The sequence below is a fragment of the Nocardia sp. CNY236 genome (assembly GCF_000482385.1).
GTDB lineage: Bacteria > Actinomycetota > Actinomycetes > Mycobacteriales > Mycobacteriaceae > Nocardia.
The window spans coordinates 251,967-276,092 of sequence record NZ_AXVD01000004.1; the positions used below are offsets into that span (position 1 = coordinate 251,967).

The following is a 24,126-nucleotide window of genomic DNA, read 5'->3' on the forward strand; positions in this document are numbered from 1 at the left end:
CGGCGGCGGGTCAGCGAAGCACGGCGTGCAGGTGCTCGACGCTGCGGCCATTGAGGCGGTAGCAGTGCTCGAACGCCTCCGAGTGGCGCTCCGGGGGCCATGTGTGCAGCACCACGCTACGACCGTAGTGACGGGAGTTGACCAGCTCCCAGTGCAGACCGATCCGGCGGACCGTGAATCCGCCTCTCGGAATCAGGGGAATCACTTTCGCATCCATGAACGCGAACCAGCCTTTCGGTACAGCTCTCTCGCTCCTCCCCGGTGCTGCACTTTCGCACATCGGCTGGCGGCAGCATGCGTGACACGCGCCGTCTCCTATTGTGCTCTATATCACTCGAGACCGAGGGTGGTACACCCGAGCACGCGGCTGCGCGGCGGGGGTGGTGTACTCGGGCGACCGTCGCCACACGGACTACCGTGCACGGGTCCGGCTGCGGGTCCGATGTAGCCCGACACGACACCACGACCGAGGGGGCGCACATGCCGCTGCACATCCACCGTGCCGAGCGCGCCGATGTGCTCGCCGGCAGTCTGGCCGAGATGCTGGCCTCGCCGCAGGAAGACCCGTTCGCGGCCGAGGTGGTGGTGGTGCCGGCGAACGGCGTGCAACGCTGGCTGACACAGACGCTCGCCGGGGTGTTGGGCGCGGGTCGGGCCGGAGACGGCATCTGTGCGAACGTGGACTTCCTCGCGCCCGCCGCATTGACCTCGGGAGCCGTTGCCGCGGTGACCGGTATGCTTGCCGACGATGACCCGTGGGCGCCACAGCGGGTGGTGTGGGCGATGCTTCGGGTGATCGATGCCGCTGTGTCCGAACCGTGGTGCGCGGTTGTGGCCCGGCACCTCGGCACGGAGCCTGGCATGAGCGAGCATAGGCTCGGCCGGCGCTACGCGACCGCGGCACGAATTCTGTCTCTGTTCGACGGTTACGGCGCGCAGCGTCCCGAGCTGCTCAGGGAGTGGACTGCGGGCCACGACAGCGACGGCGCAGGCGGCGCAGTGCCCGACGACCTGCTCTGGCAGCCCAGGCTGTGGCGACTGCTGCGTACCGAGGTCCAGACGCCGAGTCCGGCCGAGCGGTTGGATGAAGCATGCGCGCGGTTGCGTGCGCAACCGGACCTGGTAGAGCTACCGGCGCGGCTGTCGTTGTTCGGCGTGAGCGGGTTGTCCACCGAGCAACTCGCCGTGGTGTCGGCATTGGCCGATGCCCGGGACGTCCACGTGTGGCTCGTGCATCCGAGCCCGGTCCTGTGGTCGCGGCTGGCCGGTGTGCCCACGGCTCGAGTGCGCGCCGAGGATCGTGGTGCGCAGGTGGTGTCGCACCCGCTCGCAGCCGGGCTCGCCCGGGATGTCCGGGAGTTCCAGCACCGGCTCACCGCGTGTGCTGTGCCCCGCTCCGACATCCATCACCGAGCCACGGCGCCGGATCCTGGCCACCGCACGGCGGTGTCGGACACTCGGATGAGCTTGCTGCAGACTGTGCAGGCGGCTATTCGAGACGACCGGTGGCCACCGGTCGACGGGGAGGTCGACGCGGACGGCACCGTGCAGGTGCACGCGTGCCACGGTCCTGCACGCCAGGTCGAGGTACTGCGGGAATGCCTGCTGGGGTTGTTCGCCGCCGACGAGACGCTGGAGCCGCGCGATGTACTGGTGATGTGTCCCGAGGTGGACACCTACGCCCCATTGGTGCGCGCGGCGTTCGTTCGACCGGCCACGGAACCGACTATGGCGCACAGTTTTACGAGCCATCCTGCTCATCGCCTGCGGGTGCGCCCGGCCGATCGCGATCTCGCGCTGACCAATCCTTTGCTCACCGTGATCTCGGCGCTGCTCGAGTTGGCCGACGGACGGGTCGGCGTGCCCCAGGTACTCGACGTCGCAGCGCTCGAAACTGTTCGCCGCCGTTGCGGATTCGATGACGAGGACCTCGAGCGGCTGCGGGAGTGGGCAGCCGAGTCGGGAGCGAGATGGGGAATCGGGCAGCGGCAGCGCCAGGCGTTCGGTGTGGGGGACTTCGCGCAGAACACGTTCAACAGTGCACTGGATCGGATTCTGCTCGGGGTGAGCGCGAGCGAAGCCAACCAGGATTGGTTGGATCTCGCGCTGCCGCTGGAGGATGTGGACAGCAACGACATCGATCTGGCCGGGCGTTTCGCCGAGTTCGTGGATCGGCTCGCGGTGTGCCTGCGTGACCTGCGTGGCCCCCGGCCTGCGAGTGAGTGGAGTTCGATCCTCGGCCGTGCACTCGATCTGCTGACCGATGTCTCCGACGCGCAGCAGTGGCTGCGCGTCGAGGCCGGACACGAGCTCGCCGCTGCCACCGAACACGCGGGCGAGGTATCGCTACGGTTGACCGACATCGTGGAGCTGCTTCGGGCGCGACTCACGGCACGGCCGGCCCGGGCAGATTTCCGGACAGGCGATCTGACGGTGTGCACAATGGCGGCGATGCGTTCGGTACCGCATCGCGTAATCGTGATACTCGGCCTGGACGACGAGGTGTTTCCCCGTGCCGCCGGGACGGATGGCGACGATGTGCTGGCCCGCCGACCGTGCACCGGCGAGCGGGATCCGCGCAGCGCGGACCGACACCTCCTACTGGATGCGATCCTCGCGGCTCGCGAGCACCTACTGATCTTCCACACCGGTGCCGACCCGGTGAGCGGCAAGGCTTGCCCGCCGGCGATCCCGCTGGCGGACCTGTTGGATACGGTGCGCGCGCATGTCGGCGCTGCGGCGATGAACGCGGTGATCACCAGGCATCCGTTGCAGGCTTTCGACCCGCGAAACTTTCGGGCCGAACAGCCGCTGAGCTACGACACCGTGGCCCTGGCCGGCGCCCGCGCCGCGATACGGCCGCCGCGGCGCGCGCCCGCATTCTTGGCCGCGCCCCTCCCTTCGGTCGAAACACCGCCAGCGCTGCCGCTGTCCGACCTGGTCTCGTTCGTCGAGCATCCGGTCCGGGGCTTCCTGTGGCAGCGCCTCGGGCTCCGGGTGCCCGAGCACGAGTCCGACATCACCGACCGGCTGCCCATCGAACTCGATGGTCTGGCCACGTGGCAGCTGGGCGAGCGACTGCTCACGGCGCGTTTGACCGGCGCGGACCCGGCGGCGTTGCGGGCGATGGAATGGCGGCGCGGGACGCTGCCACCGGCCGGCTTCGGCGCTGCAGTGCTCGAGGACGTCGAGCGCACTGTGGACCGATTGGTGCACGCGGCCCAACCGGACTACGCAGCGCAGGCGCGCACGGTCGACATCGCGGCGGATCTGGGCAATGGACACAGGATCATCGGTACCGTGCCACAGGTGCGCGGCGACACGGTGGTCCATACCACCTTCTCCAGGCTCGCCCCGAAGCACCGCCTCGGCGCGTGGGTCACGCTGCTCGCCCTTGCCGTGACCGAACCACGGCCGTGGCGCGCGGTGTGTACCGGTCGCGGTCGGTACGGCCGACCGGCATGGCGTTGTGAACTCACGGCGCCGGACGCCCCGATAGCCGAAAAACTGCTGCGTGAGCTCGTGGCGTTGCGTGAGGCGGGTCTGACCGAACCGCTTCCGATTACGCCCACCGCCTCGGCGGTATATGCCGAACGGCGCGTGCGCGGGGCAAGCGTCGAGGAGGCCGTCGCCGCAGCGGAGCGCGAATTCTATGGCGGTTCCACCGTTCCCGGGCCCTTCGGTGATCACGCCGATCGCCACCTTCGCTATGTCTGGGGCCCGACACCACGACTCGATCTTCTGTTGGCCGCGCCCTCTGTGGCGGGCGAACCCAGCGAACGCACCCGTTTCGGTGCCCTGGCCTGCCGCCTCTGGGCGCCGCTGCTCGCCATGGAGAATCAGGGCCAGCCATGACCGATCGTCGTATCACCGACTGTTGTCGGTGCGCCATGGCCCGGTGGAGGATGCCGAAGGCCGCTCGAGAAGGAAGCTGGTGTGACCATGGGTGACACTTCTTTTGCTGCACCGACGTTCGACACCACAGCGGCGTTCGAGGAGTACGGCCCGCTACCGACCGGCACCACCGTGGTGGAGGCCAGCGCAGGTACGGGAAAGACACACGTCATCGTCGGTCTCGCGGTGCGTTACGTCGCCGAGGCCGGCATCGATGTGTCGCAGCTGCTGGTGGTGACCTTCAGCCGCGCGGCGACTCGCGAACTGCGAGAACGCACCCGCGACCGATTCGTGTCGGTCGCAGCCGGACTGGCTGATCCGGAGTCGGCCCGCGTACACGCCGACACCCTCGTCCGGCATCTGGCGCAGGTCGACGACGGTGAGCTGCGGCTACGGCGGCTGCGGTTGCTGGCGGCTCTGTCGGATCTCGACGCGGGAACCATCGCGACCACCCACAGTTTCTGCCAGCGCATGCTCGACGAACTCGGGTTCGCCGGTGAACTCGATCCGGGTGCTCGCCTGGTCGAGACGGTCGATGACCTGGTCGGCACGGTCGTCGACGATCTGTACCTCAGCCGCTATGCACGTGCCGCGCCGCCGTTCTCGCTCAGGGATGCTCACGCGGTGGCGCTGGCCGCGGTGCGGGACCGGCATGCGATGGTGGTGCCACGTGGCGAATCCGAGGCAGGCGAACGGGCGCGGTTCGTGCAAGCGGTACGCGCGGAGACCGAGCGACGCAAACGGCTGGTCGGGTTGCGTGACTTCGACGACCTGCTGGGTCTGTTGCACGATGCACTCGCCGATCCGGAGCACGGTGCGCGAGCTGGCCATCGGATTCGCGCACGCTATCGCGTCGCACTCGTCGACGAGTTCCAGGACACCGACCCGCTGCAGTGGGACATTCTGCGTCGATCGTTCCACGGCCATGCCACGTTGGTGCTGGTCGGCGATCCGAAACAGGCGATCTACGCTTTCCGTGGCGCGGAGATTCTCAGCTACCTGGATGCTGTCGCACACGCCGATACCCGACAGGACCTCACAGTCAACTGGCGCAGCGACGCGGGACTGCTAGCTGCGTTGGACCATCTTCAGGCAGGAGCGAAGCTGGGACACAAGGGAATCGGAGTCCGCCCCGTCACCGCGGCCAGGCCGTGGTCGAGACTGTCGGGATCCCGCGAATCGACGACCCCGATGCGCATCCGGTGCATCCCGCGCGTCGCCGCTGGACCTGCACAAAGGTCGGGCTTTCCGCCAGTGGGCCGCGTCCGGGCCGCGGTCGCCGACGATGTGGCCGCCGACATCGTCGCCGTGCTCGACTCCGGTGTGCTGATCGATCAGAACACCGGACCCGTCTCCATCGCCACGGATTCGGGTGCGCCCCCTGCCGGTGCGGCCCGGAGGCCGATCGGTCCAGGAGATATCGCGATTCTGGTGCGGACCCGCTCCCAGATCGAGGTCGTGCGTACCGCGCTGCACCGTGTGGGAGTCGACTCTGTGCTCGCCGGCGGCACCAGCGTCTTCGCGACACCGAGCGCCACCGACTGGTTGTGGGTGCTGCGGGCCTTGGAACAGCCACATCGCAGCGACCGCGTTCGGCTCGCCGCCTGCACGCCGCTGTTCGGCGTCACCGCGGTCGAGATGGACAGCGGTGGAGCCGATCTGGTCGGGAGAACGAGCACCCAACTGCGTGAGGCCGCGCGATTGTTCGCCCGCGCGGGTGTCACCGCCGTCTTCGACAAGATCGCGGCCGAGACCGGCCTCGCGGCACGGCTGCTCACCGAAATGAACGGGGAACGTCGACTGACCGACCTCGCGCATATCGCACAGTTGCTCGATCGGGTCGCGGGAACCGAAGGACTGGGGTTGGCTGCACTGACCCGATGGCTGACCGATCGGGTGCGCGATCCGGAATCCGCTACGATCGCAGACGGCGCGCGCCGGCTGGACCGAGACGGCGCGGCGGTGCAGATCACGACGGTACACGCGAGCAAGGGCCTCGAATTCCCGATCGTCTACGTGCCTTTCGCGTGGGACAGCGCTAAGAACCCATATCCAGCGACACTGCTGTTTCATACCGATGACGGCGCGCGGGTGCTGGACGTGGGCGGTCCGGACGCCCCAGGGTATGCCGAACGTCGGGCGCGCAGCGAAGCCGAAGAGGCGGGAGAGGAATTACGCTTGCTCTACGTAGCCTCGACCCGGGCGGTGTGCCAGGTCGTCGCGTGGTGGGCGCCATCGACCGCCACCGCATCCTCCCCCTTGCACCGGATGATCTTCGGGCGCGACAGCCGGTCCGGCGAGGTCGCTCCGCGCGCCCGGGTGCCCGCGGACACCGCGGTGGTCTCGGCACTACGTGCCTGGGCCGAGACCGCGGGTGCGGCGATCTCGGTGACAGCGGTCGAGGACAACCCCCGGGTCGGGTACCGGCGTTCGCGTACCGGGTCCGAGCACGCAGTACTGGCCGCGGCGCGCTTCGATCGCGTCGTCGACCAGCAGTGGCGGCGTACGTCGTATTCGGCGTTGACCGCCGCGGCGCACGATCGTGTGCCATCCGAGAGCGACGGGCAACAGGGAGATCCGGGCGGTCCAGGCGACGAGCCCACGGGCGCCCCGCTGGCCGACGAGCCCACGCTGGACGGCGAGAGCGCCGCCTCGCCGATGAATGCGCTGCCCCACGGTGCGCAGTTCGGTACCTTGGTGCACGCCATCCTGGAACGGGTCGACACCGATTGTGCGGATCTGTGGGCCGAGGTGCGCGCTCGGTGCCGTGCGGCGGTCGCCGAGTCGATGCCCGAGGTCGATGCGGAACTTCTTGCCGCGGCGGTGTTCGCCGTGCTGCGAACCCCGACGGTGGACGGTTGTCCGGCCGATATCCGTGGCCGCGACCGCCTCACCGAGCTCGCATTCGAACTTCCCTTGGCCGGTGGTGACCAGACCGTGGCCCTTGCGGCTACGCCCCAGCGAATCGCCGACCTCGTGCGCGCCCATCTCCCGTCGGACGACGACCTGTACGACTACCCGGACCGGCTGGCGACGTTGGAGAACATCCCATTGCGCGGCTACCTCGTGGGCAGTATCGATGCCGTTGTCCGCGTCGCCGACGGCGCGGCCGAGCGATTCGTCATCATCGACTACAAGACCAACCGGTTGGGCGCCGGTGACCTCACCGTGGCGCACTACACGCGTGACCGCATGGTCGTGGAGATGCTGCGGTCCCACTATCCGCTGCAGGCGCTGCTGTACTCGGTTGCGCTGCACCGATATCTGCGGTGGAAGCTGCCGGGGTACGACCCTGCTCGGCATCTCGGTGGTGTGCGCTATCTGTTCGTGCGCGGCATGATCGGACCGGATACCCCATCGGGCTGCGGCATTTTCGACTGGTATCCCCCTGCGGAACTGGTCGTCCAACTGTCCGCATTGTTGGCCGGGGAGCGCGACCGATGACGTCGATCCAAGTGGCACAAAGAGGAACCGGCCTCTTGCGTACGTTCAACGAGGCGGGGGTGCTGTCGGCCGCCGATGTGCACGTCGCGCTGCGGTTGGGACGATTGGGTAGAGAGTCGTCCGAGCTGGTGCTGTTCGCCGCCGCCCTGGCCGTGCGTTCGGTGCGCGCCGGCTCGGTATGCCTGGCACTGGACGAAATGCGTGAGCTGGGCGTGGATGTCGACGAAACATGGGACACGGGCATCGATCCGACGACATTACCGTGGCCCGACATCGCGGCGGTGATCTCCGCGCTGCGGGTCAGTCCACTGGTGTGTGGGGGGCCGACCGGGCCGTTGCGCCCCTTGCATCTGGTGGAAACCTCGGGTCCGAGTGACTCTGGGCCACTTCTCTACCTGGATCGGTACTACCGGCAGGAACAGATCGTTCGACGCGTGCTCACCGAGCACGCTGCCCACCATCCTGCGGTGGAACCACAGATCGTGCGGAGTGAGCTGGATCGGCTGTTCGATGCATCGAGCGCTGTCGCTCCCGATCCGCAGCGCATGGCGGCCGCTCTCGCCGCGACCCACTGGATCACGGTGGTCGCGGGTGGGCCGGGGACCGGTAAGACGCACACCATCGCTCGCATCATCGCGCTGCTGGCGGCCTGCCGTGCCGCGGAGCCGGCACTACCTGCATTGCGCATCGCACTGGCCGCACCGACCGGTAAAGCGGCAGCACGGCTGCAGGAGGCCGTCGATGAGCAATCCGACGCACTCGGACTACCCGAGCTCACGGCAGCCACTCTGCATCGGCTGCTCGGATGGCGCCGTGGATCCGGCGCTCGGTTCGAGTATCACGAATTCAACCGGCTGCCCTACGACCTGATCATTGTCGATGAGACCTCGATGGTGTCGCTGACCATGATGAGCCGCCTACTGGCCGCATTGCGCTCGAACACCCGGCTCGTGCTGGTCGGCGATCCCGACCAGCTCGCCTCCATCGATGCGGGGGCGGTACTCGCCGATCTCGTCGCGGCGCCGGTCGCCACCACGCCGAGCCCGGTGCTCGACCAGATCCTCGACGCGGAAATGCCTGCGCTCGAGGAATGTTCCGAGGCACGAGCCGGCCTGGAGCACAGTCGCGTGCGAGGTGGCATCGTGCGGTTGACCGGTGGTCGCAGGTTCGGCGGCCGGATCGCAGACTTGGCGGCCGCGGTCCGCAACGGCGACGCCGACGCGGCGCTGGAGTTGCTACACGCCGGTGGAGAGCAGGTATCGCTCCGTGCGCCGCACGATCTGACCGCGGTGCGTGCCGATGTCGTGCGCGTCGCAGGCGAGGTAGGCGCCGCGGCGTGCGCCGGAGATGCTGCGGGTGCGCTCGAGGCGCTCGAGTCCCACCGCGTGCTGTGCGCCCATCGTCGGGGTCCCTTCGGCGTCGAGCGGTGGGATCGGATGGCAGCCGAGTGGGCCGCCGGCGAGAATCCGGATCCGGAGCCGTACCAGGCGCCATGGTATCCGGGCCAGCCACTGCTGGTGACGACGAATGATCACGAGGCGCGCATCTACAACGGCGACACCGGTGTCGTCGTGCGCCTGCCCGATGGTTCGTTGCGGGTGGCACTGCATCGCGGTGGCGAACCATACCTCGTGCACCCGGCGCAGTTTCCGGCGGTGGACACCGTTTTCGCCATGACCATCCACCGTAGTCAGGGCAGCCAGTACGACACGGTCTCGGTTGTCTTGCCCGAACCCGAATCGACCTTGTTGACCAGGGAGTTGCTCTACACCGCGATTACCAGGACTCGACACGGAGTGCGGATCATCGGGACCGACGAGTCCATCCGAGCAGGTATCGCCCGCCGGGTGCAGCGGGCCAGCGGACTGTCACGGCGCCGCGCGGAGTCCGCCGCGACCACTCGATGATGGAAGTCGGCGGCTACGGCGGCGTCCCTGCGGTGGTCACGGTGCGGTCGACGGTGGATGCGCCCGAGCGTGGGCGTCGCGGTGTCCACCAATTGGCTGGACCCATCAGGTGCACCGCGGCGGGGACGAGCAGCATGCGGACGAGGGTGGCATCGATGACGAGGGCGATGATCATGCCGAGGCCGAGGAAGCGCATCGGTGTCAATGGTGACAAGGTGAATGCACCGGTGACGATCACCAACAAGGTTGCGGCAGCGGTGATGACCCGCGCAGTCTTGACCGTGCCGACTCGGACCGCCGTGCTGGTGTCGGCGCCCGCGTCGTGTGCCTCGACCATGCGCGACAGCAGAAACACCTCGTAGTCGGTGGAGAGTCCGAACACTACGGCCATGATCAGTACCAGCATGCCGGCGGGGATCGAGCCGGTACTGACATCGAGCACACCGGCCAGGTTTCCGTCACAAAAGATCCAGGTGAGAATCCCGAACGTGGCCGCGAGACTGAGGAAGGCCAACAGCACGGCCTTGAGCGGCAGCACGATCGACCGGAACGCCACGAACAGCAGCAGGAGGGTCGCGGTGACCATGACCAGGATCATCCATGGCATGGCGGAGACGATCGACCGCACGCTGTCGAGGGTCGCGGCGGTGTCGCCGCCGATCCAGAGTTCCGTGCCTTCCGGGGGTGTTGTCGCGCGAATGTCGTGTACTGCATCGATTGCCGCGTCGCTGCGGTCGGTGCCGTGCAGGAAAGCGTGGAACACCACGAAGTCCTCGGCGCGACCTACTTGAACGACCTGCCGAACCCCGTCGATGTCGCGCAGTGCCGAGTTGGTCGCATCCACAGCGGCCGGCCGAGGTGGTCCGCTCGTTCCGTGCAACACAGCGGTGACTCCGCTGCCGGCTGCGGGGAACTGCACTGTGAGCTCTTCGACGGTCGTGCGCATCGAGTTACCTGCCGGCAGCGCCCGATGGTCGACGTCGTTGAGCCGCAGGCCGGTGATCGGCGCGGCGAGGATCAGCAAGACCGCACCCACGACCACGATCACGAGACCGGGTCGGCGTAGTACTCGGTCGACCACGAGTCCCCAGAAACGTTCGGTGCGATCGGTGGCCCGGGCGGTGCCGATTCGCGCGCCGAACAGTACGAGAAGCGCGGGCAGCACGGTGAGCGAGAGCGCTGCGGCCAGTGCCACCGCGGCGATCGCGCCGAAGCCGAGCGACCGCAGTACCGCTTGCGGAAAGACGAATGTGCCAGCAAAGGCGCAGATCAGTAACAGGGCCGAGAACGCGACCGTACGCCCGGCGGTCGCATAGGTGCGTGTGATGGCCTCGATCGGGTCACGCCCGCCGGAGACTTCTTCCCTATAGCGTGTGACCAGGAACAACCCATAGTCGATCGCCATACCGAGCCCGAGCAACGACGCGATGTTCACGGCGAACGTACTCACCTCGGTCACTTCGGCCAGTAGGCGAATTGCGCCCATCGCGCCGAGTACGGCCAGTCCACCGACGGCGACCGGGAACGACGCGGCGATCAGTCCGCCGAACACGACCACCAGGATGATCAACACCAGCGGTAGCGAGATGGCTTCCGCGCGAATCAGATCGTGCTGGGATTGTGTATTCATCTCGGTAGCCAGCGCGCTGTAACCGGACAATGCGGTCACGACACCCGGAACGTGGAGCAATGGTTCGATTTCGGGATACGCGCTGACCCGCTGGTCGGCGTCGCCGGCGAGAAACACGATCGCCAGAGCATGCCGTCCATCGGTCGAGCGCATCAATTGTTTGCGCCCGAGCCCGCTGTTCCAGTACGTATCGATGGGACGTTCCAGCAGGCTGGGCTCGATCCGCGCCAGTGCTTCTTCGACGCGGGGTCCGATGTCGTCGAGTGTCCGGCCTTCGGGAGCCGTGTATCGCACGACCACGTCCGGATTCTGTGGTCCGAGGTGGTCGCGCACGAGCTCATCCACCCGGGCCGCCTCGCTACTCGGGTCGATGAATCCGGCCGCGCTGACCTTGTCGGTGACTCCGAGGCCGAGTAGGCCACACAGCAGCATCAACCCGACCACGACCGCAAGTACTGTGCGCGGTCGGGCCACGACGACACGAGACAGTGTGGTCATCGTGTGGCCACGTCGTCCGGTGCCAGTTCCGCTTCCAGTCGCGCGGTGATCGTGTCGAGCAGCGCCTCCAGTCGGGGCTCGATACCTGCGCCGTTTCGACACGAGACCGACAGCTCCAACTTGCCGCGCGCCTCGATCATGGCGAACAGCAACGGCATTGCGCCGCTGTGTTGGGGCAGCACACGCAGGGTGGTCGGCGTCCAGCCCGCAACGGTCAACTCCGTCAGGTCGATTCGCCCCATGTGCGACACGGTGGCCGATACCATGTTGCGATTCATCCGCGCTCCCAGCCAATTGCTCGTTCGCAGCACCCCGCGCACAACGCTCGGTGGCAGCTTCGACAGCCTACCGTTGTCCAGCTGATCGAGCTCTCGCTTCGTCGCCAGCCCGGCGCGCATCCGACTGCTGATCGTCTCCCAGCTCTCACCAGGCGTTACGTCGAGGAACAGCGGCAGCGCCAAGTTGGCCGTGGAGCGCAGTGTGGGGTCGTGCCGGCGCAGATCGACCGGGATCATGAAGCGTGACTTCGCTCCGGTCTCGGCGGCCAGTACCGCAGACACCCGGGCCACGATGCCGATCCCGGTAGCGGTGATCGTGCGGTGGCGCAACAGCCAGCGTGATGCCGTGGGGCTCTGCCGGCCACGGCCGGTCGGCGCCTTGAAAGTAGGCAGCACGACAGTAGGTTTTCCCGGCGCACCGACCCGGGCCACCAGTTCCGCGTCCCCGATCGGGTCGGGCGCGCCGACCGGTGCCTTCCCACGCAGCGCACGGAAGACGTCGTCCACCCACTGCCGTAGGCCCATGCCGTCCATGACGCCGTGGAAAGCACGGAACACAACGGTAGTTTGTTCGCCCGTGAGCAACAGCACCTCGGTGGTGTGTTCGGGGGTCGGTCCGATCGGGCTGTTGAGCACCACGTCGTTCTCCAACGCGGCGTAGTCGAGCGACCATCCCGGCACGACGCGCACAGCGGGGGCCAAGCCGCTGTCCACCCAGTCGTCGCCGTCGCGGATCAGGCGGACGCCGGGGTTGGCTGCCGCCGCGACATCGACCGCTCGGTGCAGCGCGGTGGGCTCCAGAGTGCCGTCGCCGTGGACGACCAGGTGCATCACGAATGGTGGGGTCACCGTCCGTGTCGAGAAGTACAGTCGTTCGGTCGGCGTGATCTTCCTACGGAAGACGGTCGCGTTGCTCATGCTGGTCTCTCCGCCACTACGGGTGTTCGCTGTCGGCTACTACGAGTATTTCTCTCCGCCGGCACCAGGTGTTTCTCTGCGTTGCCCACGGGGTATTCACCTGCCGGGTTCAGCGCAGACGTCGGGTGAGTTCGACCGCCCCGCCCTGGGCCTGCAACCAGGCCAAGAATTCCGTGAGTCCGCGGTCACGGTCCACGACCGGCCGGTAGCCGAAATCTCGTGCGGCGGCGGTCGTGTCGTAGGTGGCGCAGCGGGTCATCAGCGCAACGGCATAGCGTGACAAAGGCGGTGACCATCGGGTCGCAATGGCCGGGATACGCCAGATCGCCTCGACGACCCGTACGACAGCGCCGATGACCGCCGGGCTCGGCGTCTTGGTCGGCGGTTGGTACCCGATCCGCAGGGCTACCTCGCCGAGGAACCCCCAGACGTCGGTTTTCTCGGCATCGGCGACGAAGTACGCCTTGCCGCCGGTGGCCTCGGAGCCGGCGGCCTTCACACACGCATCGACGATGTTGTCCACATGGCAGAGTGAGGCGTGCACGGTGCGGCCGAACGATAGGTCCGGCAGTGTTCCCGCACCGGTCCGGCCGAGCAGCCGCACGATCGGACCCGAGCGGTCGCCCGCGCCCCAGATCGCGCGCGGGCGCAACGCGCAGGTGCGGAATCCAGCGGTGTCGGCCGCCAGCACGGCTCGCTCGGCCGCGGCCTTGGTCTCCGAGTACGAGTTCAGATAGCGCTGCGGGTAGGGCACCGACTCGTCGATGTCGTTCTGGTCGCCTCCGTGGTAGTCCATCAAGGCACTCGGGCTGGAAATGAACACGAAGCAGCTGGCCCCGCCACGCTGGGCCGATGCCAGTAGCTGCTTGGTTGCCGCGACGTTCTCGTTCCAGAATTGGCGCCTGGTGCCCCGTTCGTCCACTCGCGCGGCGCTGTGGAACACCGTATCGACACCTCGGGTCGCCCGCTCGAGCGCTGCACGGTCGGTGAGATCGCCGTGGATCACCTGCACCTTGTCGACATCGCCACCCAAGTCGGTCAGGTCACTGGTGGGGCGCACCAGAATGGATACCTCGTGTGTGTCGTCACGGACCAACCTACGTGTCAGCGCACCACCCAGAAACCCGGACGCGCCGGTCACCAGGACTTTGCTCATTGTCTTTCCCTTGCGTCGGGTTGGGTTCGCCACCAGGTCATGCCGAAGATCTGCGTCAGCGCCGCGGTTTCGAACCGGCTGCGGTCGCTGTGCTCGGCGGAGCGCAGCGCGGCCGGAATCTGGGCGGCGTGCACGACCACACTCAGAAATGCGTCGATCCACCACACGGCCCGCAGAACGGGGTTGTCGGGGACGCGGTCGATCGCCGCGGCGACCAAGCCACCGGCCAAGTACAGCCATCCGAACACCGGAATCGCACGCAGTACAGGAGTTTTCTTCATGATGCGCTCACCTCGAGCTGCTCGGCTGCCCACACCGCGAGTCGCTCGCGCCCGATCTTGGCATTGTGTCGGATATCGACGGGGAAGCCACGGTGGACGAGGAAGTCGCTGATCGCCCTGGTGAGGTCGAACTCCGAGCCGAGGACCCGCAGCGCAGAGGTCGCGGTGTCGGCATCAGCGCCGGGTTCGAGTTCGACACAGAGCACAGGTCGCTGCGTGTTCCGGGGGCCGATCCCGACGAGCGCGGTGCGAGCCACGCCCGCAACGGTATTGAAGATCTGTTCCACTTGGACCGTGAACATCGGCCCGGTGGCAGTGACCACTCGCTGGCTCTTGCGCCCGCAGAACCAGATCCGCCCGTGGTCGTCGATCCAGGCGAGATCTCCGGTGCGATGCCAGATCCGTGCACCATCGACGATCTTGCCGTCGAGGTTGGCGCGTTTCGGCCAGTAGTACCTGGTGCTGACATTCGGTCCTGCGACGACGAGTTCGCCGATGCCGCGCGAGCGTTGCAGTTCGTTCGCCAGCTGTTCGACGCTGCCCCACGTCGGAAGGGGGTCGTCGGTGATCGCCACGATTCGCGCCTGCACCTGGTGGGAGGGTCTCCCGATACAGGTACCCGCACCGCGGTGTGCCTGTTCCACCAGTCCGTCCAGCAGCTCACGGGATTCGATCGTGGACATCGGCAGCGCCTCGGTGGCCCCGTACCCCGCAACGACCTGTACATCCGAGTGCAGCACCTCACGGAGCCCGGCAATGCACCAGTCCGGAACCGGCGCGCCGCCGGAATAGATGCTCTCGAGCGAGGACAAGTCGCTCGGGTGTGTGCGGAGGTGCTGGAGCAACGGGATCAGGACGGCAGGGGAGGCGAACATGGTTCGCACGTCGAACTTCTCGATCGCGTCCACGACATGGGCAGGATCGGTGGCGCCGACCTTGCTCGGAATCAACGGCGGCAACACGCATCGCGAGCCCAGCAGCAGGTCCAACACACCGACCAGCGGCAGCGTGATCAGTGATGCCTCCGGTGCGATCTCTCCGCGCGCCACGTGTACTTGCTCGACCATCGCGGCCAGATTGCCGTGAGTCATCTCCACCGCTTTGGCAGGCCCGGTACTGCCGGTGGTGAACGCGATCAGCAGCGGATCGTTCGGCTCGGCCGGCGTGCTCGCTGCCACCCGACTTCCGGGTGTGCGGCCCCACGCGCGCAACGACGCGCCGCGCCAGAACCAGCGTCTGCCCACTGTCACCGAGGTGCGGACCGTGCGGAAACTACGGCGAAACAGCACCCGCAGCGCATGCGCCTGTGGGATGCCGATGAACGCTTCGGCATCCACGGCGCGTAGGCAGCGCAACATTTTCCGCACACCCATGCCGGGGTCGATCACCACAGGTACCGCGCCGATCTTCAGCAGGCCGAACATGATCGCGTACAGCTGCGGACTCGGTAGCACGAGCACGATGGTGCGCGTCCCGGTGCCGACGCCCGCGCCAGCGAGCCGCTCGGCGATCGTGTCCGACCACGAGTCGAGTTCGAGGTAGGTCAGTTGTCGATACACCGGTAGGCCGTTCGGGCCGACTCCATCGGCGTGGCGAAGCGCCACACGGTGGGGATCGGCCCGAACGACTGTGCGAAACCGGTCGATGGCCTCCCAGTAGGTCCCGGTCGTCATGTAGGCGCTCCGGCGAGGGCCGGTAACCGGTACAGGACCGCGGCGGCCGAGGGTCCGGCTCCCGCAGCCACGAACAGAACATGGCCGAAATCGGTGACGGTGTTCTTCGTGACGGCTTCATCGAAGGCCGCGGTCAGTGCTGCGGTGTGCGGGTCACCGTCGCTCAGATCCGGAGTGCGGACCGCGCTTTCGTCGATCCCGAGAGCGGAACTCAGTCTCGTCGGAAAGTCCGGGCTCGGCGTCGATGCGATCAGCGCGATATCGCCGAGCGCGACATCGTCGGATGCGCCGAGGGCTTGCCGGGCGGCTTCGACGGCGACCTCCAGGAGGCGGTCGTCGAAGCCGGTCTCTCGCTCCACTGTCATCAGTCCGCGGCCGACCGTTCCCATGGTTGTGACGTCCACATAGGCCTCTTCCGCGGGTGTGCCCTCGCCGGCCACGACGTGTACCCGGCCGAAGCCGATCGGTTCGTCGGTGCGCTCGAGCAGTAGGGCAGCGCCGCATGTGGCGTACGGGAAGTCGTCGTCGGCGGTGGAGCGTGCCACGGACGGATGGGTGTCGCCGGAGACGATCAGCACATGCTCCGCACTGCCGGTCTCGAGGACCGAGGTGGCCACCTGGACCGCATTGAGCACGCTGACCGCGCCATTCATCAGATCGAACGAGAACGTTCGCGGATCGTGCCTGGTGTACTCGAGGCCGATTCCAGCCGCCTTCTGGATCAAGGCCGAAACAGCCGGTTCGACGGTGTTGGAATCTCGGAAGATGCCGGCGTTGATGAGTAGACCGATCTGATCGGGACGGACGCCAGCGCGTTCCAGACTGAGCTTGGCCGCGCGGCCACTGTGTTCCACGATGCTGTGGGTGTCGCCGGCTCGGCTGATTCCGGTGGATTTGATGCGTACGCTCACGACTGACCTCAGACCTTCAGTGACGAGATGGTGGCCGACAGAAAGCCGGTGACGATGCCGGAGGCTGCCGGTATCATCAGCAGCTTCGAGCCGGTCGGGATGTTCTGCGCGCCGAGTTGATCGTGCAGCACGATGAAGTGCGATGTGGTGGAGGTATTTCCGTATTTTTCGATGACCCGCAGATCCGGCGGCATCGGGCTGCCGAACTCACGTTCGCAGATGGCGTTCATCCACGGAATGGCGGCCGCGCCGAACTGGTGGTGGATGACGTAATCGAAATTCTCGTCGGCGAAGGTCTTTCCTCGTGCTTCGAGGAAGTTGCGTTGCGAATCGGTGCCGAGCAGAAAACGGTCCTCGTTGTGCATTCTGCGGTTGTCGGTGTAGAGGGCGACACCCTGTGTTTTGTCGCTCGGCATTCCGAGGCACAGATGCGCGTACTCCGCAGCTGTCATCAATTCGACATAGTGGATCATATCCTTGTCGTCGACGGCTTCATCGAGTACGACGGCGGCCGCCGAGTCGCCGACGGATAGCGACGCGAACTGCAGATCGTATTTCTCGGAGATTTCGTTGACAGCGGTGTCGGCAATCGGAGTAATCGCCTCGCCGCTCACGACCAGTCCGTTTCGGACGGCGCCGGAACGAATCATCCGGTCCAAGATATACGTGCCGGTGAGCATTCCGGCGCAAGCGTTCGAGACATCGAAGGTAATCGCCTTTTTCGCGCCGATTCGACGACTTATCGAACCAGCGAACGACGGTTCCATGTACATCCGCGTGGCGTGTTTGCTTCGAGTGATGGAAGTGGATATCACCACGTCGAGATCGCCGGCCTCGTATCGGGATCTGGACAGGCAGTCCTGCGCTGCATTCAAGGCAAGTGTGAAGGAGTCCTCGTAGCTTTCGGGTCGGGTATCGTGCACCCGCCGTTCCTTCACTCCGGTTATCTTCTCCAGATCGAACGAAGGAGGTTGCTTCAGCAGGGACAGCAACTCCTTTGTGGTGACGACGGTCGAAGGTAGATAGGCGCCGATGGATTCGAATCGAGAATGCGACACGCTGACTCCTGGGAATCGTGGAGAAATGCGGTTCCGGGATCGTCTCTGATCTGCGGTGCAGCGGACACTACCCGACGGTAACTACCCATGCCTACCTATGCCTGTCGCAGCGGCGGTGAGACGGTCGCCACCCTTGCCATGTCTGTTTCCTGTGGTGACGTCTACCAGTCACTGACTGGTTATAGAAGCGAGTCGGGGTCGAGAGTCCGCAGTCGAATGCGGGTGTCACAGGAATTCGAATTTGCGGCCTACGCCGCGGGCGTGGCCTGCCCCGCAGGGTTGCTTCCAGATGGCGAATTGTTGGCAATGTTCTCCGGTCGCTGCTCAGCGAGTGGGCGTGGACCACTTGGCGGCAACACTGTGAGCTACTTCACAGTAAATGTCGTGGGCGCCCAGGCCGATCGGCTTGTCGGTGGGTTACCTGTCGCACGAGCGTCGTCCGGCCGACGGGCGATGTAACGGATTCCGCTTCATGGTCGAGCAGCCGGCTGCCAGGGATGTTCCGGTCGGATTCGGCGGATCGAAACACGACTTCGGAATGCTAGGCTGGCCTGCATTGGGCCGCGTCCGGGGGACGGTCGGTTGGAAAGACCGCTCGCACAGTAAGGGCGCGGCACGATCGAAGGAAGTGGCTGTGGCGACCGCTGGGCATGTCGACGTACTCATCGTGGGTGCGGGGCTGTCCGGCATCGGTGCTGCGTGTCACCTGCAGCGTGCGTTCCCGCAGCGGACCTATGTGCTCCTGGAAAGTCGAGGGGCTCTGGGGGGAACCTGGGATCAATTTCGTTTCCCTGGCGTTCGATCCGATTCCGATATGTACACCCTCGGCTATCGATTCAAGCCATGGCGTGGGGAGAAGTCGGTAGCGGATGGAGCCGACATTCTCGAGTACCTGCGCGAAGCTGCTGTGGAAAACGGCGTGGACCGAAGAATTCGCTTCCGGCATCGAGTGACGCGGGCCGAGTGGTCCAGCGTGAACAATCGCTGGACCGTGTGCGCCGAGCGCACCGATACTGGCGAGACCATCCGGTTCACAGCGGGCTTTCTGCTGTCGTGCTCCGGCTACTATCGGTACGATGCAGGGTACACGCCCCGGTTCGCCGGTATCGATCGGTTCGCTGGGCGGGTGGTTCATCCTCAATTCTGGCCTTCGGACCTCGAGGTGGCCGGTGAGCGGGTTGTGCTGATCGGCAGCGGGGCCACTGCAGTGACGCTCGCTCCAGCGCTCGCCGCACAGGGCGCACACGTGACCATGGTGCAGCGTAGCCCGAGCTATGTCGTTGCCAAACCCGCGTACGAGCGAATGGCGCGAGCGGTGCGGTGGGGTGTGCCCGTTCCCGTCGTGTACTCGCTCGCTCGAGTCAAGCACGTCCTGATGGACACCGGGGACTACGGGCGCTGCAGGCGGCACCCGGACGCCAGTCGCAGACGTATTCGCCGCGTGCACGAACATTGGTTGCCCCCTGGATACGACATCGACACCCATTTCACGCCGCAATACAACCCGTGGGACCAGCGACTGTGCTTCACGCCAGACGGTGAATTCTTTCGTGCGATTCAGCGCGGCGACGTAGACATCGTGACCGATGGTATCGATACATTCACCGAAACGGGCCTTCGATTGACCTCCGGTACCGAATTGGAGGCCAATGTAGTAATCACCGCCACTGGATTCCAACTCCTTCCGTTCGGCGGTGTCGAGCTCGTGGTGGACGATACGCCGGTAATTCCTTCGGAGCAGATGTCCTACAAGACGATGATGCTGTCAGGGGTGCCGAACTTTGCGTATGTCATCGGATTCTTCAATATCTCCTGGACATTGAAACTGGATCTGGTGTCGCAGTATATAGTCCGACTGTTGAGGTATATGACTGCGCATCACTATGTGCGCTGTGTGCCCGTTCGTGACCCGTCGGTCGACCCCCTACCCGAGTTCCAAGGTCTCACCGCGGGGTACGTCCGACGTGGGGCTCATAGGTTTCCGGTCCAGGGGGAGAGCCTGCCCTGGCGATTGCGTATGAACTTCGTGCGCAATTGGTTCACCCTGCGGTTCAGTCGAGTGGCGGACTCGGCAATGCGCTTCGAACGGGCTCCGCAGCCGGCCGAGGTCGGCGCCGAGCACTAGCACCAAGGCCGCGCAGTTAGCGGGTGAGCCGGTCCGTCAACTCGGGCGGGGTGAGGTGATTGGGACAGCGGAACTACTGGTAGAGAGGTGTTGTCCACCAAGACAATCCGCTCGTCCGAGGAGTTCCGCTGTCGGTTCAGTCTGTCATTGATCGTCGGTCACCGGTCGCGGAGGGTGTGTTCGCGCCAGGGCATCTGGGGGAACTGACCCGGATCGTGTCGTTCGACCTGGTCGACGCGGCGTTGGAAGCGGCCGGTGCGGTGCAATCGCGGGTGCGGCTGCTGCCGTCACGGGTGGTGGTGTATCTGCTGCTGGCCGGGGTGTTGTTCTCCGGGGTCGGGTATCGGCAGATGTGGGCGCGGTTGTGTGCCGGGCTGCCCAGCCCAGTGGCCGTGGGCCCAGGGTCCTCGGCGCTATCACAGGCGCTGCGCCGGGTAGGGGTCAAACCCCTGTACGCATTGTTCGATCTGGTGCGTGGTCCCGCGGCCGGGGCGGTGCGGTGGCATGGGCTGCTGGTGTGCGCGATCGACGGCACCAGCGTGTTCGTGCCCGACAACCCGGGCCAACGTGGCCGCCTACGGCCGACACGGTGGTGGTCACGCCGTAGCGGGCTATCCGATGCTGCGGTTGCTGGCGGTGGTGGCGTGTGGCACCCGCACCGTCGTCGATGTCGTGTTCGGCCCGCTACGGACCGCCGAGACAGCGTTCGCGCCACAGCTTTGCCGCTGCCTGCAGCCGGGCATGCTGCTGCTGGCCGACCGGAACTTCGCGGTCACCGCGTTGATCGAGCAGATCACCGGCACCGGCGCGGAGGTGCTGATCCGCGCCAAACTCAACCGGCACGTTCCGGCGATCGCACGGCTGGGTGACGGGTCGTGGCTGACCTGCGTCGGCACGGTGACCGTGCGCGTGGTCGACGCTGAGATCGCCGTCCGCTGCGCCGGCGGGCCGCGCAGGGTCGACCGCTACCGGCTGATCACCACATTGACCGACGACACGCGTTACCCGGCAAAGGAATTGGTTGATCTCTACCATCAGCGGTGGGAAATCGAAACCAGCTATTTTGAACTGAAATCGACCATCGTGGGTGGCCGGGTGCTGCGTGCCCGCACCCCGCCCGGTGTCGCCCAAGAGGTCTACGCCCTGCTGATCACCTACCAGGCACTGCGCACCGCCATCGCCGACACCGCGTTGGCCACGCCCGGTTTCAGCCCGGACCGAGGTAGTTTCGCCATCGCCGTGCATACCGCCCGCGACCAACTCATCCACGCCGCCGGAGTCCTCGCCGACACCACGATCGACCTGATCGGGACCATCGGCCGCGCGGTCGCGTCCAGCCCGCTGCCACCACGCCGCTCACGATCGAGCCCCCGCATCGTCAAACGCGCCATCTCCAAGCACCGCGCCAAGGGCGAGGTCGACCGCAACATCTACAAAACCCAGATCAGCGTGCATATCCTGCCCGGTTGACAACCGGGCAGGAACCCAAACTGCGCGGCCTTGGCACTAGGGAGTGTCTCAAAGTGATAGGTGGTTGGGATCGCCGCCGTGCGGTGATCCCAACAAGTGTGTTGAGAAGCATTGCCTGCGTTGGTGTGTCGATGACCCCATGCAGGGGAGGTCTCCGGTACATGGTTCAGCGACGAAGAAGAACCTGAATTACCGGAGACCTCGTGACCAGCGTAGCGGTGACGGGGCGCGCGGACCTGACCGATGCCCAGTGGGCACGGTTGGCGCCGTTGCTGCCCCGACCCAAGAAAACAGGCCGTCCCTCGATGTGGACGAAACGGCAGCTCATCGACGGGATCCGATGGAGGACCCGGGTCGGATCACCATGGCGCGACGTGCCACCGCAGTACGGGTCCTGGCAGGCGACCTATAGCCTGTTCCGACGCTGGCAACGCGCCGGTGCATGGGTTTTCCTCCTGAAAATGCTGCAGGCATTCGCCGAGGTGCGCGGCGATATCGACTGGCAAGTGAGTGTGGATTCGACGATCATGCGAGCCCATCAGCACGCCGCCGGTGCCCGCCGCGACCCCACGGCGCAAGCCGAACCACCCGGGCTTCCCGGCACCGAACCACCCGACCACGCCCTGGGTCGGTCACGAGGCGGGTCGGGCACCAAACTGCACCTGGCCTGCGAAAACGGGCTCAAACCGCTGTCGATGCTACTCACCGGTGGTCAAGCCGACGACAGCCCGCACATGCCCGCCGTGCTCGAGGCGATCGCAGTGCCACGACTCGGGGGCAGCCGGGTGCGTACTCGCCCTGACCGGGTCCTGGCCGATAAGGCCTATTCCTCGCGCGCAAATCGTGAGTATCTGCGGCGGCGTCGCATCCGGGCAACGATCGCGGTCCCGGCCGATCAGGCCGGTCATCGCCGTCGGCGCGGTTCCGGCGGTGGTCGGCCTCCGGCGTTCGACACAGTGATCTACCGGGATCGCAACACCGTCGAACGCGGTATCAACCAGCTCAAACAACACCGGGCAGTAGCAACTCGATTCGACAAACTCGCCGTCCGCTACCTCGCCACGCTCCACATCGCCGCCATCAATCTATGGCTCAGTAACAGTTGAGCGCGAGCCCATGCCCGCCCTCAACTGCTGTTCGACTTCGAGACACTGCCTAGCACTCGCCCTACCGCTCGGCGGGAAACACCGCTGGCAGTGTCAATGCGTAGGTCACATCGGACCGGGTGCCCAGGGTGGTGAGCAGCACTCGGATCATTGTCAGGCGAGCAGCCGCGACGATCTCGGCATCGGGGTCGGTGTCGGGTGCGGTGTCCGCGGAGATCCGGTAGACGATGTATTCGCACACGTGCAGCGCGGTATCCAGATCGATGGAGTTCGGCATCGGGCGGCCCAGTTCGACGAATGCCTCACACACCAGGTCACGAATGTCGTCGAGTGCGCGTTCTCGATATGCCGACACCGGTGAGGCCGGGTCGTACAGTTCGGCGAACAGGGGACGCAGCATACGGCCGTGACCGCGTGCCCAATCCAGGTAGGCATCGATCAAACTGATGCCCAGTGCTACCGGTTCGTCGGCGCTGGTGAGCGCGGCGCGGATGCTGCCGACCAGCCGAGCGTTGGAGTGGTCGAGCACCGTGTGCAGCGGTTCGGTTGCATTGGCGAAATAGCGGTAGAAGGTCGGTCGCGCCAACCCAGCTTGTTCGATGATCTGGGCAACGCTGAGCCCGCGGGAGCCCATGCGGGCGAATACTTCCGCGGTTGCGACCACGATGTGCGCACGGACTTCCGCGGCTTGTTCTCGGGTCTGTCGCGGTCGGCCGCGCCGCGTGGTCATCTGCTCGGGCTCCATCGTGTTACCTCACCGTGTGCTCCGGGGCATACCCGTGCTCCACGCGGAACATCTTGACGCAACCCTGGGCACGGGGATTAATCTAACACTGTTGTTCATCTAATTCTGTGCGTCCGCGGAGTTGTGCCGACCACTGTCGAGAGGGCGCAGAAGTAGTTGGCACGACTATCGGATCAGGAGAAGGACGGATGAAACTGAACACGGTCGCAGGTAAGAGGGTTCTGGTCACGGGAGCGGCGATGGGCCTGGGCAAGCTCTTCGCGCAGATCGCGGTGCGCGAAGGCGCAGCTGCGGTGGTGCTGTGGGACATCAACGAGGCCGCGGTGAAAGACACGGCCGCGGAGTTGACGGGGCTCGGCAGTGCTATCCATCACCACGTCGTGGACGTGGCCTCGCCCGAGGCCATCGCGGAAGCCGCAACGGCTGTGCGTGAACAAATCGGCGGCATCGACGTCCTCGTCAACAACGCGGGAATCGTCCGTGGCAACAACTACTTCTGGGAAACCGACGATCGGGACGACATCGACAAGACGGTGGCGATCAATTCGCTCGCTCCGATGTACGTCACGCTCGAATTCCTGCCCGCCATGGTGGCCGGTGCCACCGAGGCGCGAGTGCTCACCATCGCGTCCTCGGCGGCGTTGGTGTCCAACCCGCGCATGAGTGTCTATGCCGGGTCGAAGTGGGCAGCGCTGGGCTGGTCGGATTCGGTGCGCGTCGAGTTGCTGCAGGCCGGGCACGATCATGTGAAGGTCACCACCGTCTGCCCGACCTACATCAACACGGGAATGTTCGACGGCGCGAAGGGATTCCTGTTCACCTCGATCCTGGAACCGCAGGCCGTGGTCGACCACTCGTGGAAGGCCATGAAGAAGGGCGCACCGTTGGTGGTCTTGCCGTGGCCGTCCCGCGTGAACCGGGCCTTGACCAATCTGATGCCGATCAAACTCCGTGATCGCATCCTCGAATCTGTCGGCGTCTACCGCTCGATGGAGGAATTCACCGGCCGCAAGCACTAGTGACCGAGCGTCC

Annotated in this window: 16 protein-coding genes and 1 pseudogene; 8 read left to right on the forward strand and 9 right to left on the reverse strand. The window is 66.0% G+C overall.

Annotated features, from left to right (window positions below):
* Positions 1 to 10: 10 nt before the first annotated feature.
* Positions 11 to 217 (reverse strand): hypothetical protein, encoded by a 207-nt coding sequence (locus K940_RS0105920; RefSeq protein WP_028476787.1) that lies wholly within the window; start codon positions 215 to 217, stop codon positions 11 to 13.
* Between the two features lie 263 nt (positions 218 to 480).
* Between K940_RS0105920 and recC the strand changes: the two genes are divergently transcribed.
* From recC to recD, 3 genes are all read left to right on the forward strand, one after another.
* A complete protein-coding gene (gene recC / locus K940_RS0105925; RefSeq protein ID WP_028476788.1) occupies positions 481 to 3,855 on the forward strand; it encodes an exodeoxyribonuclease V subunit gamma in 3,375 nt (1,124 codons plus the stop codon).
* Positions 3,856 to 3,942: 87 nt separating this feature from the next.
* Positions 3,943 to 7,338 carry a UvrD-helicase domain-containing protein gene (locus tag K940_RS0105930; protein WP_051406932.1) on the forward strand — a complete coding sequence of 1,132 codons (3,396 nt, stop codon included), beginning with the start codon at positions 3,943 to 3,945 and terminating at the stop codon, positions 7,336 to 7,338.
* The gene (gene recD / locus K940_RS0105935) at positions 7,335 to 9,245 is read left to right on the forward strand and encodes an exodeoxyribonuclease V subunit alpha (protein WP_028476790.1); all 1,911 of its coding nucleotides are present in this window, start codon (positions 7,335 to 7,337) and stop codon (positions 9,243 to 9,245) included. Before K940_RS0105930 ends, recD begins: the two co-directional genes overlap by 4 nt.
* Before the next feature lie 13 nt (positions 9,246 to 9,258).
* Here recD and K940_RS0105940 read toward each other — a convergent pair whose 3' ends face one another.
* The 7 genes from K940_RS0105940 to K940_RS0105970 form a co-directional block, all read right to left on the reverse strand.
* Positions 9,259 to 11,373 carry an MMPL family transporter gene (locus K940_RS0105940; protein ID WP_028476791.1) on the reverse strand — a complete coding sequence of 705 codons (2,115 nt, stop codon included), beginning with the start codon at positions 11,371 to 11,373 and terminating at the stop codon, positions 9,259 to 9,261.
* Positions 11,370 to 12,569, reverse strand: a complete 1,200-nt coding sequence (locus tag K940_RS0105945) for a hypothetical protein (protein WP_028476792.1) — start codon at positions 12,567 to 12,569, stop codon at positions 11,370 to 11,372. Before K940_RS0105945 ends, K940_RS0105940 begins: the two co-directional genes overlap by 4 nt.
* Before the next feature lie 109 nt (positions 12,570 to 12,678).
* On the reverse strand, positions 12,679 to 13,725 hold the full coding sequence (locus tag K940_RS0105950) for an NAD(P)-dependent oxidoreductase (protein WP_028476793.1): 1,047 nt from the start codon (positions 13,723 to 13,725) through the stop codon (positions 12,679 to 12,681).
* Positions 13,722 to 14,006: a hypothetical protein gene (locus tag K940_RS0105955; protein WP_036527604.1), complete on the reverse strand. Its 285-nt coding sequence runs from the start codon at positions 14,004 to 14,006 to the stop codon at positions 13,722 to 13,724. The genes K940_RS0105950 and K940_RS0105955 overlap by 4 nt, the downstream gene beginning before the upstream one ends.
* Complete coding sequence (locus K940_RS0105960) at positions 14,003 to 15,679, reverse strand: fatty acid CoA ligase family protein (RefSeq protein WP_051406915.1); 1,677 nt, start codon at positions 15,677 to 15,679, stop codon at positions 14,003 to 14,005. The genes K940_RS0105955 and K940_RS0105960 overlap by 4 nt, the downstream gene beginning before the upstream one ends.
* Positions 15,676 to 16,590, reverse strand: a complete 915-nt coding sequence (locus K940_RS0105965) for a hypothetical protein (protein WP_028476796.1) — start codon at positions 16,588 to 16,590, stop codon at positions 15,676 to 15,678. Before K940_RS0105965 ends, K940_RS0105960 begins: the two co-directional genes overlap by 4 nt.
* Before the next feature lie 8 nt (positions 16,591 to 16,598).
* Entirely contained in the window at positions 16,599 to 17,648 is a 1,050-nt protein-coding gene (locus tag K940_RS0105970; protein ID WP_028476797.1) for a 3-oxoacyl-ACP synthase III family protein, read from the reverse strand.
* Positions 17,649 to 18,186: 538 nt separating this feature from the next.
* Between K940_RS0105970 and K940_RS0105975 the strand changes: the two genes are divergently transcribed.
* From K940_RS0105975 to K940_RS0105985, 4 genes and pseudogenes are all read left to right on the forward strand, one after another.
* Positions 18,187 to 19,773 (forward strand): NAD(P)/FAD-dependent oxidoreductase, encoded by a 1,587-nt coding sequence (locus K940_RS0105975; protein ID WP_081706186.1) that lies wholly within the window; start codon positions 18,187 to 18,189, stop codon positions 19,771 to 19,773.
* 176 nt (positions 19,774 to 19,949) lie between these two features.
* Positions 19,950 to 20,228: pseudogene (locus K940_RS34090) on the forward strand (transposase domain-containing protein); the annotation flags it as partial.
* 49 nt (positions 20,229 to 20,277) lie between these two features.
* Complete coding sequence (locus tag K940_RS27090; RefSeq protein WP_255342577.1) at positions 20,278 to 21,243, forward strand: IS4 family transposase; 966 nt, start codon at positions 20,278 to 20,280, stop codon at positions 21,241 to 21,243.
* A 203-nt stretch (positions 21,244 to 21,446) separates the two neighbouring features.
* Entirely contained in the window at positions 21,447 to 22,349 is a 903-nt protein-coding gene (locus K940_RS0105985; RefSeq protein ID WP_028476799.1) for an IS5 family transposase, read from the forward strand.
* A gap of 61 nt (positions 22,350 to 22,410) precedes the next feature.
* Here K940_RS0105985 and K940_RS0105990 read toward each other — a convergent pair whose 3' ends face one another.
* Entirely contained in the window at positions 22,411 to 23,094 is a 684-nt protein-coding gene (locus K940_RS0105990; protein ID WP_028476800.1) for a TetR/AcrR family transcriptional regulator, read from the reverse strand.
* Positions 23,095 to 23,282: 188 nt separating this feature from the next.
* Here K940_RS0105990 and K940_RS0105995 point away from each other — a divergent pair, with 188 nt between their 5' ends.
* Positions 23,283 to 24,113, forward strand: coding sequence for an SDR family NAD(P)-dependent oxidoreductase (locus K940_RS0105995; RefSeq protein ID WP_028476801.1), 831 nt, complete (start codon positions 23,283 to 23,285; stop codon positions 24,111 to 24,113).
* Positions 24,114 to 24,126: the final 13 nt, after the last annotated feature.